The 17733-nt window shown below is 27.5% G+C and carries 18 protein-coding genes and 1 riboswitch; of the genes, 3 read left to right on the top strand and 15 right to left on the bottom strand.

From position 1 onward, the window contains the following. Positions 1-3 precede the first annotated feature (3 nt). The 13 genes from AANAER_RS09995 to AANAER_RS09935 all read right to left on the bottom strand — a co-directional run bounded on the left by AANAER_RS09995 (position 4) and on the right by AANAER_RS09935 (position 12420). Positions 4-963, bottom strand: a complete 960-nt coding sequence (locus tag AANAER_RS09995) for an MlaD family protein (protein WP_228711118.1) — start codon at positions 961-963, stop codon at positions 4-6. Next, positions 964-1701: an ABC transporter ATP-binding protein gene (locus AANAER_RS09990; RefSeq protein WP_129081092.1), complete on the bottom strand. Its 738-nt coding sequence runs from the start codon at positions 1699-1701 to the stop codon at positions 964-966. Further along, positions 1701-2822, bottom strand: coding sequence for an ABC transporter permease (locus AANAER_RS09985; RefSeq protein WP_228711117.1), 1122 nt, complete (start codon positions 2820-2822; stop codon positions 1701-1703). The genes AANAER_RS09990 and AANAER_RS09985 overlap by 1 nt, the downstream gene beginning before the upstream one ends. 36 nt (positions 2823-2858) lie before the next feature. Further along, on the bottom strand, positions 2859-3629 hold the full coding sequence (locus AANAER_RS09980) for an AI-2E family transporter (protein WP_129081091.1): 771 nt from the start codon (positions 3627-3629) through the stop codon (positions 2859-2861). After that, positions 3619-4221 carry a DUF2238 domain-containing protein gene (locus tag AANAER_RS09975; protein ID WP_129081090.1) on the bottom strand — a complete coding sequence of 201 codons (603 nt, stop codon included), beginning with the start codon at positions 4219-4221 and terminating at the stop codon, positions 3619-3621. Before AANAER_RS09975 ends, AANAER_RS09980 begins: the two co-directional genes overlap by 11 nt. Next, positions 4218-5156, bottom strand: a complete 939-nt coding sequence (locus tag AANAER_RS09970; RefSeq protein WP_228711116.1) for a patatin-like phospholipase family protein — start codon at positions 5154-5156, stop codon at positions 4218-4220. The genes AANAER_RS09975 and AANAER_RS09970 overlap by 4 nt, the downstream gene beginning before the upstream one ends. Before the next feature lie 78 nt (positions 5157-5234). Beyond that, a complete protein-coding gene (locus tag AANAER_RS09965) occupies positions 5235-6020 on the bottom strand; it encodes a ferritin-like domain-containing protein (protein ID WP_129081089.1) in 786 nt (261 codons plus the stop codon). Between the two features lie 77 nt (positions 6021-6097). Then, the gene (locus AANAER_RS09960) at positions 6098-7219 is read right to left on the bottom strand and encodes an HD-GYP domain-containing protein (protein ID WP_206732527.1); all 1122 of its coding nucleotides are present in this window, start codon (positions 7217-7219) and stop codon (positions 6098-6100) included. Positions 7220-7546: 327 nt separating this feature from the next. Then, the gene (locus tag AANAER_RS09955; protein ID WP_129081087.1) at positions 7547-8707 is read right to left on the bottom strand and encodes a DUF6781 family protein; all 1161 of its coding nucleotides are present in this window, start codon (positions 8705-8707) and stop codon (positions 7547-7549) included. A gap of 84 nt (positions 8708-8791) precedes the next feature. Next, positions 8792-9514, bottom strand: a complete 723-nt coding sequence (locus AANAER_RS09950; RefSeq protein WP_129081086.1) for a Crp/Fnr family transcriptional regulator — start codon at positions 9512-9514, stop codon at positions 8792-8794. Between the two features lie 90 nt (positions 9515-9604). After that, complete coding sequence (locus AANAER_RS09945; protein WP_129081085.1) at positions 9605-11266, bottom strand: ABC1 kinase family protein; 1662 nt, start codon at positions 11264-11266, stop codon at positions 9605-9607. Positions 11267-11270: 4 nt separating this feature from the next. Then, positions 11271-11732 carry a hypothetical protein gene (locus AANAER_RS09940; RefSeq protein WP_129081084.1) on the bottom strand — a complete coding sequence of 154 codons (462 nt, stop codon included), beginning with the start codon at positions 11730-11732 and terminating at the stop codon, positions 11271-11273. 94 nt (positions 11733-11826) lie between these two features. After that, positions 11827-12420, bottom strand: a complete 594-nt coding sequence (locus tag AANAER_RS09935) for a TetR/AcrR family transcriptional regulator (RefSeq protein WP_044418127.1) — start codon at positions 12418-12420, stop codon at positions 11827-11829. A gap of 141 nt (positions 12421-12561) precedes the next feature. On the opposite strand from AANAER_RS09935, the gene AANAER_RS09930 reads away from it, so the two are divergent. Continuing rightward, entirely contained in the window at positions 12562-13182 is a 621-nt protein-coding gene (locus AANAER_RS09930; protein WP_044418129.1) for a LysE family translocator, read from the top strand. Positions 13183-13224: 42 nt separating this feature from the next. On the opposite strand, the gene AANAER_RS09925 is transcribed toward AANAER_RS09930, so the two are convergent. Continuing rightward, a complete protein-coding gene (locus AANAER_RS09925) occupies positions 13225-13821 on the bottom strand; it encodes a peroxiredoxin (RefSeq protein WP_044418131.1) in 597 nt (198 codons plus the stop codon). A gap of 194 nt (positions 13822-14015) precedes the next feature. Between AANAER_RS09925 and AANAER_RS09920 the strand changes: the two genes are divergently transcribed. Both AANAER_RS09920 and recQ read left to right on the top strand, forming a co-directional pair. Further along, the gene (locus AANAER_RS09920; RefSeq protein ID WP_129081083.1) at positions 14016-14618 is read left to right on the top strand and encodes a hypothetical protein; all 603 of its coding nucleotides are present in this window, start codon (positions 14016-14018) and stop codon (positions 14616-14618) included. A gap of 91 nt (positions 14619-14709) precedes the next feature. Further along, a complete protein-coding gene (gene recQ, locus AANAER_RS09915; RefSeq protein WP_129081082.1) occupies positions 14710-16821 on the top strand; it encodes a DNA helicase RecQ in 2112 nt (703 codons plus the stop codon). 22 nt (positions 16822-16843) lie between these two features. Here recQ and AANAER_RS09910 read toward each other — a convergent pair whose 3' ends face one another. Continuing rightward, the gene (locus tag AANAER_RS09910; RefSeq protein WP_129081081.1) at positions 16844-17398 is read right to left on the bottom strand and encodes a hypothetical protein; all 555 of its coding nucleotides are present in this window, start codon (positions 17396-17398) and stop codon (positions 16844-16846) included. 213 nt (positions 17399-17611) lie between these two features. After that, positions 17612-17710: riboswitch (guanidine-I (ykkC/yxkD leader) on the top strand. Positions 17711-17733: the final 23 nt, after the last annotated feature.

The following is a 17733-nucleotide window of genomic DNA, read 5'->3' as shown; positions in this document are numbered from 1 at the left end:
TGTTTATTCTCCTGGACCTTTTTTAATCTCTTCTGTTTTAAAAATAATATCAGCTGGGCTTCTATTGTAATCTTTAAGCGATTCTTCCATTTTTATCATAAGATTTTCCATTTGTATTAAAGTACTGTTTAGAGTTGGTATTGTATCTTTTGTCATCTCTTTAAAATTAAAATCTCCGTTTGCGATAGCCTTTTGAAGTTCATTCATAGCGGCTCTTAAAGCTATAAAACTTTTTGCAATAGAATCTGCATCTTTTATCAAACTTTTTTCAAAATTTGTAGTGTTTGTCATTAGATTATCAATTTTTGGTATTAACTTATCTGTTTTTTTTGTTATATTGTCTAGATTTTCTAAAATATGATGAAAATGCTTTATGCTTTTGTCATCAAGTAGTTTGCCCATTCTTGTCATAAAGATTGTTGTTTCTTTTAAGATAAGTGAAATTTGTTTTTGATTTTTATCATCAAGCAGGTGTTCTGTTTTTGATAAAACCTTTGAAACTTTATCAGAAATAGTACTCATAGATTTTTCAATATTTTCAAATAAAGAAGGTACAGTTTTTATAATTGGATATTCTTCCCCTTTTTTAGTTTTTAAAAAAGGTGCATTGTTATCCCCCAAATTAAGGTTGATGTAGCTTAGTCCGGTAATACCTTGTGAAGTCAGTTTGGCAACAGTTTTTTCTTTTATAGGGGTAGTTTTTAAAATAGTTATTAATACTTCTACTTGTTCAGTATTTTTTGGATTAATTCTAATATTAGAAACTTTTCCTACATCAATACCTCTATATTTTACAGCTGAATCGATATTTAATCCTAAAACTGATTCATCAAAACGAATAAGATATTTTTTTGTTTCATTTTCTTGTTTTGGTTTTAATAACCAGTAAGAAAATATAAAGATCAATATAAATCCTATAATTACTAAAAAACCTACTAATGTATAATTAACTTTATTGTTCATTTAAATACCTTTTTGAAAAAAGTTATTTATAAATCTATTATCAATTGAATCTATATTATCAAATGATCCTTCATAAATAATTTTTTTATTATCAATAACTGCAAATCTGTCTGATGTATCGTGAATAGACTTTAAATCATGTGATACCATAACTATAGTTAATCCCAATAAATCCCTTAAGTTTAAGATTAATTTATCAAAATCCCTCGCAGAAATAGGATCTAGCCCGCTTGTGGGTTCATCCAAAAATAGAAGTTTTGGATCAAGTGCCAAAGCTCTTGCCAGTCCTGCTTTTTTTTTCATACCACCGCTTATTTGAGAAGGATATAGTGAAATATCAGAAAATTTTAATCCTACAATATGTATTTTAAATTCAATTATCTCTTTTATTATTTTATCATTTAAATCTGTATATTCTTTAAGGGGTAGAGCAATATTCTCACCAATAGTCAAAGATGAGAATAAAGCTCCAAATTGAAAAAGTACACCCCAACATTGTCTCAAAAGTTGGGCATCTTTTAGACTAATATAGTTTAAATCTTTTTCTAATATTTCTATGGTTCCCTCTTGAAACTGCTCCAACATAACTATTTGTCGAAGCAAAGTTGTTTTTCCACAGCCACTTGGACCTAAAATCCCATAAATTTCACCTTTGTTTACACTTAGATTCAAACCATCATGGACAATTTTGTCTCCAAAAACAGTTTTTATCCCTTTTACTTTTATAATCTCTTTCATTAGATACCTAAATTTGTGAAAATAATAGAAAAAATTGCATCACAGATAATAACAGCAAAAATTGATTCAACGACACTTTTTGTAGTATTATACCCTATACTTTGGGTGTCATTTTTTACCATTAAGCCTCTATAAATTGCAATAGAAGCAATTAAAACAGCAAAAAAGGGTCCTTTCCCAATTCCAACTAAAAAATGTCTTATCTCTATAACTTTGCTAAATCTGTCCAAAAACAGATTAAAACTTATTCCCAAATCCAAATTTGCGATTAACATTCCTCCAAGTACAGCTGTAAAATCAGATATAAAAATCAATATTGGCATCATAATAATAAGTGCTATGAGTTTTGGCAAAACTAAAAACAAATATGGTTCAAAGCCCATTGAACGCATTGCATCCAACTCTTGTGTAATTTTCATAGCTCCTATTTGAGCAGTAAAAGAGGAACCACTTCGTCCTGCTATTATCACAGCTGTAATAACAGGAGACAACTCCCTTAACATAGAAAGCCCTATCATATCTACTATAAAAATGTTTGCACCGTATAAACTTAACTGATTGGCTGATTGATAGGCAATTACGATTCCAACAAGAAAGCTGCTTAAAGCAATTATAAAAAAAGCTTTAATAGCACTTTCATTTATCTCAAATAAAATCTCTTTGTATCTTATGTTTTTTGGATTTTTTAAAATATAAAGTAAATGTATAAATAATTTGCCCAAAAAAGATAAAAAAGATAAAAAAGTCAAATAATATTTGTATGCAGTTTCACCAATATTTTTTAGGATATCTTTTTTTTTGACAGAAGATTGTGAAAAATCGTTTTTCCTTGTATTTTGAACAAGTTTTAAAGTATCTGATATATCTTTATTATTAATATCTATTTGTGTTTTTTTGTTCTTTTTTAACATTTCCTTGGATAAATCATCAATGAAAATTGCAGAAGCAGTGTCCATAAAATTCAAATTTTTTAGATCAATTACTATAGTGTTAAACTTAGAAAAATTTATTTGGTTTAGCAATATCTGATAGCTGTTGATTTTATATAAGGTAAGTTCACCGTTAAATATTAGAGTTAATATATCATCTTTGGAATCTGTTTTTAAAAATGAATTATTCAATAAATACCTTTCTTAATAATATGATTGTTTTAAATTTTATTCAACAAATTTATCTTTTAATTGTAATAAAGAGGCAAATATAGCAAAAAATGCAGCTATAAAAGAGCCTATACTTGGAATATAATTTAATAAAAAAGTAATTAAGGCAAAGAAAAAAGCATGAGGAAGTTCAAAATAAGATAATATTATCCAAATAAGAAAACCTGTAAGTAAGGATGTAAATGTTTTAATTAAAAAATATCTATTGATATTTTTAAAAAAAGTATCTATTTTATTTTCTCCCTCTTTTGTTTTTATAAAATAAGATGTTTTTTTTAAAACTGTATTTGACTCAAATAATAAAAACATTAGTAATAATATAGTTAAAGATATGTCCAAAATAATATTTCCCATATTACTAAAAAAATTGGTTATATATCGAATGATCTTGCCCGGTTCAACAGCTTTTATTAAGCTACTCCATTCAAAAGATATATTTAAATGCTCAAAAAATAAGATAATTTTATAAATTATTTCTTGGTATTTATTTTGATAAAAATTAAGATTTCGTATAATATCTTCATTTGCAGATATAAAATATGAACTGAATAAAAATATTATAAATATAATAATTAATAGTATTATTAATGTACTAATTGAATTAGGTACAGAATATTTATTTAATATCTTAATGAGAGGTAAAAATATAATAAATAGAAAAAATGCTATTAAAAAAGGTAAAATTATACTACTACTTAGTTTTAATCCGATTATTATTATAACTAGATATGCTAATATGGAAAATACATTTTTTTGCTCAATTATCATGATTCTTTTCTCTTTCTTTTAATTTATATATCCAAAGTAAACATAAAACAATTATCGCTCCTACAATATCACAAAGCATATCTTTTTGTGCATCCCAAGCATCACCTTGCGAACCTAAAAACTCTATGCCTGCATCACCTCCTTCAATAACTGCATATCCCCATTCGACTATTTCATAAGCTGCTGCAATACTTGTTATAAAAAACAGAGCAAAAAAAGAGGCAATCACTTTATTTGCATATTTTTTTCTAATTAAAAATTCTGCAACGGGATAGGCATAAAATCCAACTACTATATGTCCTATTCTATCAAAATTGTTTCTTTCGAAGTTAAATAAATTGGTTATAAAATCAAAAGGTACTTCTGCAAAAGTATAGTGTGCACCTATAGTATGCCAAAATAATCCTATAAATATTAAGGTATAAGAAGTATTTGAAAACTTAAACTTTTTATAAGTCATTATTAATAATAAATATATACTAAGGATGGGTATAATTTCTACTATCCATACAGTTTTATCAAGAGGATTCAATGCTGATAATACAAAGAATATGAAAAAAACAAAGGCTAATATATGAGGAAAATAACTCACTTTACAGCCTCATTAGCTGCCATTTTTCCAATTTCTATCATTTCATAGGCTTTTGTAAATTCATAAAAAGAACAACTTTCCTTTGAAATTTCTATAAGTATATCTACTTTATTGTTTTGTATATAATACTTGGATAAAACAGTTCGTGCAGTATTTAACGTCATTCGTAAAATAGAAGAGATATCACATTTGATTAGAGCTTTCTTTTTTTCTTTTTTTTTGCTTATCCAATTTAGTCGATATTTATATACAATAGTCAATAATTCTTTAGGCAATAAGGTTTCAGCTTTGTTTAGCAAATTATTAAATTCATTATATAAAACCTCTTCTCTTGTTAATTGTTCTATTGGAATATCTATAATATATTTATTTTTAATATTTGCATCTAAATTAACAGCTATTTTTAAATCTGTTTTGTCTTTTGAAGTTAGATTTATGGGTAAGGGATTTAAAACTCCTCCATCAACTAAAATTTTATCATCTTTATATATGGGAATAAAAATAGTAGGAATAGCAACAGATGCTCTTATTGCATCTATAAGTTTGCCTTTTTCAAAAACAATTGTTTCTTGAGTATTTAAGCTTGTAGCTACAGCTTTATATTTTATGGGTAAATCTTCAATATTAATATCTCCAATAAAAGTTTTGATTTTATCAAATACTTTTTCTGCATCTACTAACCCCCCTTCAACCGATGAAATACTCAATAATTTATAAATATCATAATAATTTAAATTTAATACCCATTGTTTATACTCTTTTAGTTTCCCAACAGCATAAAGACCTCCTATTAAAGCTCCCATAGAGGAACCTGCTATAGATTTTATTGTGTATCCTTTTTTTTCAATGGTTTCAATAACTCCTATATGGGCATATCCTCTTGCTCCTCCACTCCCTAAAACCAAAGATATTGTTTTTTTATTATTTATTTTCAAAAATATATCCTTTAAATTTAAATTACCATTGTAATAATTAAAATAATTTATTACTTTTAGGTAATATAAATAAATATCTTAAATTCCTAATATTTTAAAAGCCGGTGATATAATTGTAGCAATGGCACTTTCCATACTTTTATGTAATCCTAAGGGTCTAATAAACATTTTTGTAGCCATTTTATATGGATAATACTTTTTTGCAAATTGTTTAGTTTGATTGATATATTCATCATAACTTTGTTCACTTTGAATAGCTTCAAAGGCTATTTTTATATCTTCATTGTTTATTACGTTAAGTCTGGTATATAAAACTTTAGTAATATCATTTCTCGTTAATTTCTCTTCATCTTTATATTTTTTAAATACTTTTTCAAACATTTCAAAATGATAAACTTCATCTTTTGAGATTTTTGAAGCCAAATCTTCAAGCACCGGTTCTTTTAACTCTTTTGCATAATTTACGAGTGTTTTATAAAAAGTAGAAGTTCCCGTTTCAACTACCATTCGAGCTATCATTTCTCCCGCTTTTGTAGGCTCTAAGGCTTCTACTTTGCATAAAGGAAGATAATCATTTGTAAATAGATTATAATGTTTCTCCCAATCAAACTCAGGCCAAATAGTATTGATATATCGTTTTATGGATTCTCCATGCTGCACTTCTTCAGGTTCCCAAGTTTGTTGAAGCCATTGTGTAGTTTCTTCGTCATTTTTATAGTGTTCATTGAGATTTCTTTCATAAATATGAGAAGTAATTTCAATAAAAGATGCAATTATCATTGTTTTAAAAAGATAAATATTATCTTTTACCTTATTTATATCAATATTTTCATATGCTATATCTTTTTCATAATGCCATTTCATTTAAATTTCCTCCATTAAATTTTATATTTTATTATTTTTTATTTTCAAAATATTCTCTTTATCTCATATTAGTTATATTAGTCTGTAAATTTTACATCAAAATAATAATTAACATTCTCACTAAGAATTTTTTTTAATTCTTTTTCTGTCGCTTTTTTTGTATTATAATATAGAATTTTATAAATTTTTTTAAAAGCAGAAACAACTTCTTTGTCAAAGTGTTTATTTGTCTCATTTTGTATTATAAAAAAACTCTCTTCTAAATCGAAAGGTTCTTTATAAGGTCTTTTTGAAGTTAAAGCATCAAATACATCTGCAACCATAAAAACTCTAGCTTCAATTGGAATATCACCTCCTTTCAAACCGTTTGGATAACCGCTGCCGTCAATTCTTTCATGGTGGTTTTGTATCACTTTTGTTGCATCACGTAGCCAAATATCGTCTTTTACAATTTCAATACCGTGAATAACATGTGTTTTCATAATTTCAAACTCTTCTTTTGTTAATTTACCGGGTTTTAAAAGTATATTGTCACTAATTGCAATTTTCCCCACATCATGTAAAAAAGCACCTTTTATTAAAGATTGAATTTGCTCTTTAGATAAATTCAACTCTTCGGCTATTTTTATACTGTAATAAGTAACTCTATAGTTATGTTCATTTGTATCACTGTCTCTTTTTGCAATTGCATTTCCTAAAGATACTATTGATATGATATTACTTTTTAAGAGTTCATTTTTTTTAGCCAACAATTCATTATACTGGCTAAAAATAATAGGAAAGATAGCTAAAAATACAAAACTAACACTGAAAAAAACAATCGTTATTGTTGTAAAAATATCTTTTTGTACTAAATTTACCGTTTGGGTATCAAGTTCTTTCAAAATATTTGAATAGTATATTTTATTATTAATAAGTTGTTTTTTATGAAAGCTTAAATAAACCAAATTTTCCTCAACAGGTATTATCATATATCCCTCTTGATCTAAAGCGATATTATCTAGTTCTAATATAGAATTTATTTGATTAAATGGTGCAATATCATTTATTGAAAGTAATAACTTTTGATTTTCATCATACAAGTTTAGTACTACAATATTATTCTTTTTTAAATCTGTTTTAGTAGTTTCAATAAGCTTCCAATACTCTTCATTTTGAACTTTAAAATCTACATTTTGTAAAATCTTAGAATATTTCATCGATTCTTTATTTATAATATTTTCTATACTCGTTGATATTTGTTTAGAATGATAGATCATTATTATAAAAGTCCATACTCCTATAATAATAAAAAACCCGATGGTAATTCTTGCGGCTGATAAATATAAGGGGTTTAATCTTATTATCTTAAGTATATACAGTAATTTTTTATACAATAACATTTAAAACTCTCTACCTTTACAAATTAAATTTATATTCAAAATTAAAATAAAAAACATCACGATTCTATCATTCAAATCATATATTTCTATTGTCGTTGCCACTAAATAATGACTGTATGATCTACTAGATGGTAGAAAAATCTTTTATTTTTCATCTTCTTTTTCCATCGCTTTTTGGGCACCATTAATCATCCCCGAGAATGCACCTTTAGTAACTTTAATCATTTTTTCCGATAAAAGTTCTATCTCACTGTAGGTATTTTCGGCAATATCCAAAACTTTCTCTTTTGTGCTATAAGCAGCTTGTGAACCTTTTTCTTTTAAATAATTAATAGCCGTCTCCGTTGCATCTGAAGTTGTTTTTTTTAATTGAGAAGTATGTTTTTTAAGATCTACAATAGTATCTTTAATTACCCTTTTTGCACTATCTTCCACTTTATTTATTGCATTACTAAGTGCTTCGATAAAAGCATCTTCAATGGCTTCAAAGTTTTCGATTGCATATTTCACATTCTCTTCCACAAAATCTTCTGCATCATCTTTACTCTTGGAGAGTTTTGTTTTTGCTTCTTCAATACTGTTTAAAATACCTTCTTTTGCCCCTTCAACAGCACCTTTAGTTGTTTCTTTTACACTTTTTTCAGCCTCTTGTGCAGCTTCTGCAGCGGCTACAACTACTGCTTGGGTAACTTCTTTGATTTTTTGCGTACTTAATTGTCCTGTTTTTAATGCATTTTCGGTAGCTTCTTTTGTAAGATGGGCAACTTTTGCTTCGATATCTTTTCCTTCATCAATTATAGCTTTTACACTATGCTTGAGCGTTTCTTCTAACAAGCCTAAAATCTCAATACTTTTTAACTTGACATGGGTTACTGAATCTTCTATCTCATCTTTTGTTTCTTCCGAAAAATTAGAAGCTGCTTCTTTTGCCCCATCGAACGCATCTTTTAATTCCGCAACAAAACTCTCTTTTTGTTCTTGAAGTTTATATTTTATTTTTAATAACTCCATATCGATTTCATCAATAGTTTTTTTACTTTTTTTACTTATACCATCGATAGTTCCATTTACCGCAGCTTCTATAAGCTCTTTTTTTTCGATACCGTTATTTTTAAGCTCTTCTACAGTAACAGTTACAGCTTCTTTGGCAATAGTATTAATCTGCGTAGCTCCATCTTTGGTATTTTGAACTGCTTCAAAAACTGCTTTTTCAACTACTGATTTTATTTTTTCTGCCGTTATTTCACCAGTTTCTTTTATCTTTTTGATATCCTCTGATATCTTTTTTTTCATTGTTTCTAACATTTTATTTATCCTTGTTTAAAGTTTAATCATTTGACAAAATAATTTATCCAATTTAAAACTTTATGTCTGTTACTTATGTAACATCTAAATATTCTCAAGCTTAGCTTTTTCAGTCAGTTTTTGCAGATTTATAATAGAAAGCTTCCCCCTTTTAGAATTAATAATCCCCTCTTTTTTTAATTCTTGAATATGTAAATTGACAACTTTTCGTACCGAACCTATCATTTGGGCCAAACTCTCATGGGAAAGGTCATTTATCAAAGTTACCTCATATTCTTGCTTTTTTTTGCAATTTTTTTCATCTACGTATCTTAAAATCAATCTGGATAATCTTGTCATCGTATCATATAATGTCAAATCTATAGCAGAATTTTCAATTAATCTCATTTTTGTTCCCAAATACGGTAAAAAATTCTTATTAAATTCAGGATGTAAATCAAGCCAATTTCGCGCAATATCTGTAGAAGTTTTTAAAAGTTGAAGTTCATCGATTGCTTCTATAATAACTTCATTTTCTTTTTTCTCAAATAAAGAAATAATATCAAAAACATCTCCCTCATTTAGAATATATAAAAGATATTCACGCCCTGATTCTAAATTGACCTGTGAAACTTTCACTCTTCCTTTAATAATAAGAAATAAATAATCTTTTGTCTGCCAAGGGTGTATAATATTTTTTTTAAGCAGAGTCAAGGGTGTAAAATGGCTTAAAATCTCTTCCATCCTTTGTGAATTAATACCTTGAAATAGAGGACTTTTCTTTAAGACATTTATACTCGGCTGATAAAAAAGTGAATCTTTTCTCACTATTTTCCTTTTTTAAGGGTATTTTTTAATAAACATTTAATCGAATTCATTAACTTTTGATATCCCAAAAAATATTATTTTTAGCAACAATTATAACTTGCCCCCTTTATAAATTGAATATGCCAATACAAGTCCCATAATAACCGCCGTACTAAACCCTGCTATACCGAATAAGGGTATATCATAAACCAAAGGTGGTGTTTTTGCCAATAAAAGCAAAGATGACCCGATAAGAATTGAAGCTATTATAATAGAAACCGTCAGGCGGTTAAAAGATTTTTCTATGGATTCTTCCATTTTTTGTAAACCTGCATGTTCAAGTTCCACCTTGAATTTTCCATTTTTCATAAGTTTAAAAATCTCTTTTAAATCTTTGGGCGTATAATCCAAAAACTCAATCATCTCTTTTGGCAACTTTTTTATTTTCTCAAATAAGTTTTTTGTTGAAAACTGGTTTTTGTAAAATTTTATCACTATCGGTTTTATATTTTTTACGGCATTAAAATCAGGATCCAACATTCTACCGACCCCTTCTATAGTAGATAAGGATTTAAAAAAAAGATAATAACTATTTTTAAAAGATATATTGTATTTAGCAATTACAATAGTAACATCATTGAATAAATCTTTTATATTTATATCTTTTAAATCACTATACATATATCCATTGATGATAACACTCATATCTTTTACAAATTCATTTATTTCTAGTTCAAAAGGGTGATTTGTCATATTTAAAATAGATAAACATACTTTTTCACTATCTTTTGAAGATATATTGCTGATAAGTTCTATAAGAACTTTTTGTTCCTCTTTTGTAATAGTGCCCATAATTCCAAAATCGATAAATGAGATCTTATTATCATAAGTTACTAATATATTCCCGGGATGAGGATCTGCATGAAAAAATCTATTTTCAAATATTTGTTCGCAAAGAAGAGCAAAACCGTTTTTTGCTACATTTTTAGTATCTATATTTTGTTGTTTAAGTTGCTCTATTTTTGAAACTTTTATCCCTTCGATAAAGTCCATAGTTATGATTTTGCTGCTTGAGTACTCTTTATAAACTTTGGGTACTTTGATTCTTTTGTCATTTTGAAAAAAAGAGTTGAATCTATTTATATTCATAGCCTCAAGTTTAAAATTCAATTCATTTTTTATACTGTTTTCAAACTCTTTAACGATAGTATAAATAGAATGTATTCCATAATTTTTAAAATAATCATCAAAAAGAAAAGCCAATTGTTTTAAGATTTCTAAATCATCTTTAATTATCTCTTTTATATTGGGTTTTAAAACTTTTACTACCACCTCTTCACCGCTTAGAAGTTTTCCCTTATAAACTTGTCCTATAGAAGCGGTGGCTAAAAGTTTCAAAGGCTGGGCAAAAATTTCATTAAGTTCTTTGCCGAACTCTTCTTTGAAAATCGGGGTGATAAATTTTATATCAACAGGGGTAACTTTATCTTGAAGTTTTTCAAACTCTTGTGCAAGTTCTAAAGAGATAAGATCAGGTCTTGTTGATAACATTTGTGCTAATTTTATATATGTTGAACCAAGTTCTTCTATAGTATATCTTATTCTTTGGTTTTTACTTAAAGAATAATTATTTTTTGAATGAAAAACAGGGATTTGGAAATCTCCTTGTTTTTCTAATTTTCTTAAAATATCATCAAAACCATTTTTTGATAAAATACTGAGAATTTGTGTAAATCTTTTTGTATTATTAATAGCTTGAGATATTTTAATCATTTTACTATTTTTTATCTTCTAAAACTTCTTTAGCCGCTTTTATAGCATTGCTAACTGCCTTTTTCAAAACATCGAAGGATAATTCACTGACTTCTTCTACATTATCGATAGTTTCTGCCATATCTTTTTTTATCTCTTTTGATAAAGTATTATGTATCTCTTGTAGTTTTTGGTTTTTTTCATGATATTGCTTTTTAAGGGTTTCATTTACTCCATCAATTACTGCTTCACTACTCACTTTAATATTTTCTTTTGTATCTTCTCCTAACTCTTTTAAGGTAGCCGTTACGGTGCACATGACATCATCGGCAAGATCTTCAGACATCTCTTTATTGAATTTTAATTCTTGAACAATTTTAGACGTAGCTTCTTTTACAATTTGTCCAATATTACTTAGTGTCAAATCATTGGTTTCTTTTGCTGTTTCTAAATCTGTTTTTAATTTTTCTAATATTTTTTCAGACATTTATGATCCTTAAGATTATTATTTAAATAATTTTAGTAATCAAAAACTTAAAAAGTAATTAAGTTACTATATATGAAAATAAGTATCCAAGAAATTATTTTATAAAATTTGTAATTGAAAAAAAACTTTCACAAATTTCTTCTGTTAAATTTAAAAGATTAATATTTTGTTTTTCCAGCCAAAGTGCGATATACCCATCACTAAAAGCATTGAAAGAGTACGCTAATTTTGTCGCTCTTTCATCATTGAGATTTGAATCAATTTCTTTAAAAGTATTGATTAAAAATTTATATACATCTTCAAAAGGACTAGAAAAATCTTTATATAAAGTATTGAAAAATAAGGGGTTATTTTTTATATTAAATTCGATTGCTTTATCTTTTTTTATATAATATTCAAATTTTAATGCCGTGAAATTATATAATTTATCAAAAGGTGTATGTGTTGGAATAATTCGAGTATTTAAATCTTCTAAAAATTTTTTTATTTGATATTTTATATATTCTATATAAAGTCTTTCTTTATTTTTAAACATTGAGTATATTGTACTTTGAGAAACTCCGGCAGTTTTAGCCAATGTTGAGATTTTCATATTTTCATACCCTTTTTCTTCAAATATTATAGTTGCTTCTTGGAGAATTAATTCTTTTTTTATTTTATATATTTTTTGATTTATTTTTTTTGCCATTAATTTCCTTTATCAAATTTTTTATTTAAAATGATAACATTTTATAAGTAAGGCTATTAAATTTTAAATAATAGGTTTAGAGTTTTTTTTACAAATTTATCATAGAAATTGCAGTATAATCTTTTTTTCAAAGGTTATTTTATGGGTGAATACTCTTTTTTATTGGCAATTGCCGTTGTTTTTATGTTTGGAACTATGAGTCCGGGTCCTAGTTTTATTCTTGTTGCAAAAACTGCTGTTTCCAAACCTTTTAGAGAAGGAATCGGTGTAGCTGTAGGATTGGGTTTAGGTGCCGTGTTTTTTACTTTACTAGCGATTCTTGGGTTATATACTCTTTTTAAAGTTGTTCCTTTTTTATATGAGGTTTTTAAAGTTTTAGGTGGACTTTATCTTCTTTATTTAGCTTATAAAATATGGAAACATTCAGCTGAATCTTTGTCTCTTGATATGAAGTTAGAAAAAAAGTCAAAAAGTTTTTTCAAAGCAGTATTATTTGGATTTATAACCCAAATAAGCAATCCAAAAACCGCAATTATCTTAGGAACTATTTTTGCTGCTTTATTACCTAAGAGTATGCCTGATTACGGGGAGATATTATTATGTCTGCTTGCTTTTTTTATAGATGCCTCTTGGTATTGTATTGTTGTAGTTTTATTATCAACAAAAAAATCTCAAAAAGTTTATTTACGATTTAAAAAATATATAGACAGAGTGGCAGGGACATTGTTGGCAGCTTTGGGAATAAAGTTGGCTATAGATTAAAAAAGACAAGGAATCCCTTGTCTTTTAGATTTAAATCTATTTTTATAAATCAGCTTCGTGTTTAGCAAGATATGAAGCAACACCTTCTTTAGTATCTTTCATACCTTCGTCACCTTTGTTCCATCCAGCAGGACAAACTTCACCGTGTTCATTTGTAAATAACATAGTATCAACCATTCTAATCATTTCATCAATATTTCTTCCTAAAGGTAAGTCATTGATAACTGCATGTCTTACAGTTCCGTCTTTATCAATTAAGAATGAACCTCTAAGTGCAACTGAATCTCCGAATAATACATCGTAATCTCTTGAAATTTGTTTAGTGATATCTGCTACCATCGGGAATTTAACTCTTCCTATACCACCGTTTTCAACTGCTGTTTCTCTCCAAGCAAAGTGAGAAAATTCTGAATCTATCGAACAACCGATTACTTGGATTCCTCTTGCTTCAAACTCTTCAACTCTTTTTGAAAATGCAATAATTTCAGAAGGACAAACAAAAGTAAAATCTAAAGGCCAGAAGAAAAGTACCGCACCTTTTTTACCGATATTTTTATATAAATTAAAATCCTCAACGATTTGACCGTCTGCAAGTACAGCTGTTGCTGTGAAATCCGGAGCTTTTTTTGTTACTAACATTTTATTTCCTTTTTTAAGTATTTATTTTTTTTGTATTGAAAGTATATAGAAATAATATTAAACTTATATTAATAAAAATTACTAAAAGAAAAAAATTATCCAATTTATCAAAAGTCTTAATTCTTGATTTATATTCTTATACTTGGAATAAAAATTGCATGAAAATTGTTTAATCAATTTATTAAGGCTGTGAGATGATTTTAGATATGAATATTGAGTTGTCAGGTATTGATAAAGAGTTTCTAAACGGACTTGACGATTTTATCGAAGATACAAGAGTAGAGTATTTTGTTATAAACCCAAGTTCAAAAGATGCTTTGGAAAAGACTTTAGAGTTGTGCAAAAAATTTAGAAGGTTTAAGTACTCTCTGCCTGTACAGTTTTTAGATTTTATGGATAAAAACTGTATTGCTTTGAAAGTTTCACGACTTTCGGATTTGGATTTGGTTGAAGATATGCCTATTGTCATTGACTCGGAATCTTTGGATGAAGAGTTTATTGAAGTTCTAAACTCAAAAATAAACAAAGGTGTAGTTTTAAATGCGAAAGAGAGTGATAACAGACTTGAAAATTTTGCATATTCAATATCTCATAACTCTTTAAAACAGTGGAGTCAAAGAGGAATAAAAGATACGGATTTTAATAAACTTGCTTTGCAAAGCGATTATCCCAATCATAGTTATGATGATTTGATAGATAGCTTGTTAAAAGATATTTCTAACCTTACTTTTAGAGCAGAACAGTCAATTGCATCGGGCGGAACAAGAACAGTTTTAAAAACCTTTGAACTTATATAAGATAAAAGAAAAGAAGTATTATAATTTTAAAAATTATAGGTAAAATTATATTTTTACACTTAACTTATTCAAGTTATGATACTATCTTTTAATGAATAATAAATTTGAAGTATTAAAAAATGTTTTTGGTCATGAAAGTTTCAGAAGCTTTCAAGAGGATGTTGTAGATACGATTTTATCAAAGCAGGATGTTTTGACTATTTTGCCGACAGGCGGCGGTAAGTCTTTGTGTTATCAGCTTCCTGCTTTGCTTATGAGTGGAATTACGGTTGTTATTTCTCCTCTTATTGCACTTATGCAAGATCAAGTGAAAGCTTTAAATGATTTAAACATAAATGCAGCAATGATAAGTTCTGCTTCAAACAATGAAGAGAATACTCAAACTCTGCAAATGCTTTTAAAGGGTGAATTAAAATTTATTTACGTAGCTCCCGAAAGATTTACTTCAAATGAGTTTGTAGGAGTTTTACAAAGAGTAGAGATAAACTATTTTGTAATAGATGAAGCTCACTGCGTAAGCGGTTGGGGACATGAATTTAGAGCAGAATATAGAAATTTAAATATTTTAAAAAGACTTTTCCCAAATACTTCAATTGCCGCTTTTACTGCAACTGCTACAAAAAGAGTTGAAACAGATATAGATCAAAGCTTAAAACTTCAAAATGCAAAACATTTCAGAGCAAAAACTATCAGAGATAATCTTGAAATTAAAGTTGAGCCCAGAATATCAAACGGAAAACCTCAAATTCTGAATTTTTTAAAAAAACATAAAAATTTGTGCGGAATTATTTACACGTTTACCAGAAAAGAAGCAGAGAGCCTGGCTGATTTTTTATGCGAAAAAGGTTTTAGTGCAAAAGCTTATCATGCAGGTTTAAGCAGTGAAGTAAAAAACCGGGTATTTGAAGATTTTGTATATGAAAAAATAGATATAGTTGTTGCAACGATTGCTTTTGGAATGGGTATAGATAAATCAAATATCAGATTTGTAATTCATACAAGCCTGCCGAAAACTTTGGAAAACTATTATCAGGAAATAGGTAGAGCAGGAAGAGACGGTGAGATGTCTTATACTTATCTTTTATACTCAAAATCAGATGAGGTAAAAAGAAAAATACAAATTCAAGAGGCAATAGACAGCTCCTACAAACAAATAGGTTTGGAAAAACTAGAAGCTATGTACAGGTATTGCGTAAGTAACAGTTGCCGGCATAGACTTATTGCCGAATATTTCGAAGATAAGGTTGATGATTGTAAAACTTTGTGTGATAATTGTACAAAAGGTGAAGTTGAACAAATTGATGTAAGCGTAGATGCACAAAAATTGTTAAGTGCAGTTTACAGAAGTGAACAAAGGTTTGGCTTTAATCATATTATAGATATATTAAGAGCTTCAAAGAACAAAAAGCTTTTAGAATTCGGTCATGATAAATTAAGCGTATACGGTATAGGAATTAATAAAAGCAAAAATGAGTGGATAGCAATAGTTGATAGACTTATTGATATAAAAGCTTTGAGTTTCGGGGAGTTTAGAGCCTTAAAAATAACAAATTTGGGTTTTAAAATATTAAAAGCAGAAGAGAAACTTTTTATAGACAGCGATAAATTGGGAATTGCCAAAAAAGTAGAAGAAGAGCAAGAAGAACTGACTTTTGATGAACAGTTGTATGAAAGGTTTAAAGAGTTAAGACGAAAAATAGCTTTAGATATTGAAGTTCCTGCTTATATGGTATTTTCAGATAAGAGTTTAAAAGAGTTTGCTTCAAAACTTCCTGTAACAAAAGAGCAAATGATTGATATAAACGGAGTAGGGCTTGTAAAATTTGAAAAATACGGTGAAGAATTTTTAGAGTTGTCAAAAGCATTAAAAGAGGAATTTTCCAAAGAGTTAGAAAATCATACACCTTTAAAAAAACTTACAAAAACATATTTAGATACCTTAGAGCTTATAAATGAGGGCAAAAGTTTGGAAGAGATTTCCGAAATTAGAGCTTTGGCAATAACTTCTATACTTTCTCATTTAACTTTGTTATATGAACATAAAAAACTTACAAAAGAGAAAAAAGAAGAGCTTTTAAAACCTCTTGAAATTCCCGAAGAGATTAAAAAATGGATTGAAAGCGGTTTAAAACTTCAAAGTGCAAAAGAGTTGAGACAATATTTATATTTATATGAATATTTAGCAAAAGAGAGTGATATTTAAAATACCTCTCTCTTTGATTTTATTATTGTTCCAAGATTCTATTTTGAATATTTTCTACAAATTTATCGTTTATTAACATACTATAGTGTTCATAAGTTTTTTGGTAGTTTGATTCAAAATTGATTTTCATATTTTCACTAAAGAATTTATCATTTAAAATAATCTCTTTTTTACTTTTTTCATAATATTTTGCTCCGACTAACTCTTTATCTGCTCTTACAAAATCACTTAAAGCGTGTAATGCCGCTCTTTTTCTTATATATTCTTCAAGATTCTTTTCTAAATCTTTTTCACCTATTTTTTCTTCAATTATTTTATATATATTAAAAAGTGCCATGTCAGGTGTAACATAAAGATTAAGTTCTTGAAGTTTTTTTGTAGTCTCTTCTAAATCCAAAATAGTTTCAAAAGCATAATTTCCTAAAGAGATATGGTAATATAACTCATATTTAGTAATCAAATCTATAATAGAACTTCTTTTTAAATACTTTTTCATATCATCATTTAAATTTTTTACGTAGTAACTAATGATAGATTCTGAATTTTTATAGCTTGACTTGTTATTTAAATCTTTCATTACAGTACTCCTTTACATAAGTTATAAAAATTATAGCAATAAATTTAGCACTTGTCAAGTCTAAGTGCTAAAATAAATTAAAACTTTAGTTATAAAGGCTTAAGAGTTAAATTGTATAAAAGATATACAGTAACTCCCTTTAACTTTGAATTTTTTTCTTTTATAATGGTTCATAACAAAACATATTAGAGAGGCATTTTGCCTCGATAGACTGCGAAAGGCGGCTAGGGTTCCGATCTAATAAAGATGACTGGTCCGAGAGCTACCGACTCTTAAATAGGAGTTACACGGAGGGATAAAAGCCCGGGAGGTGAAATGCCTCCTAGTGTGTTTTA

The sequence above is a fragment of the Halarcobacter anaerophilus genome, from assembly GCF_006459125.1.
GTDB classification, from domain to species: Bacteria; Campylobacterota; Campylobacteria; order Campylobacterales; family Arcobacteraceae; genus Halarcobacter; species Halarcobacter anaerophilus.
Note: the sequence above shows the minus strand (reverse complement) of the source record. Positions and strands in the feature narration are given on the sequence as shown.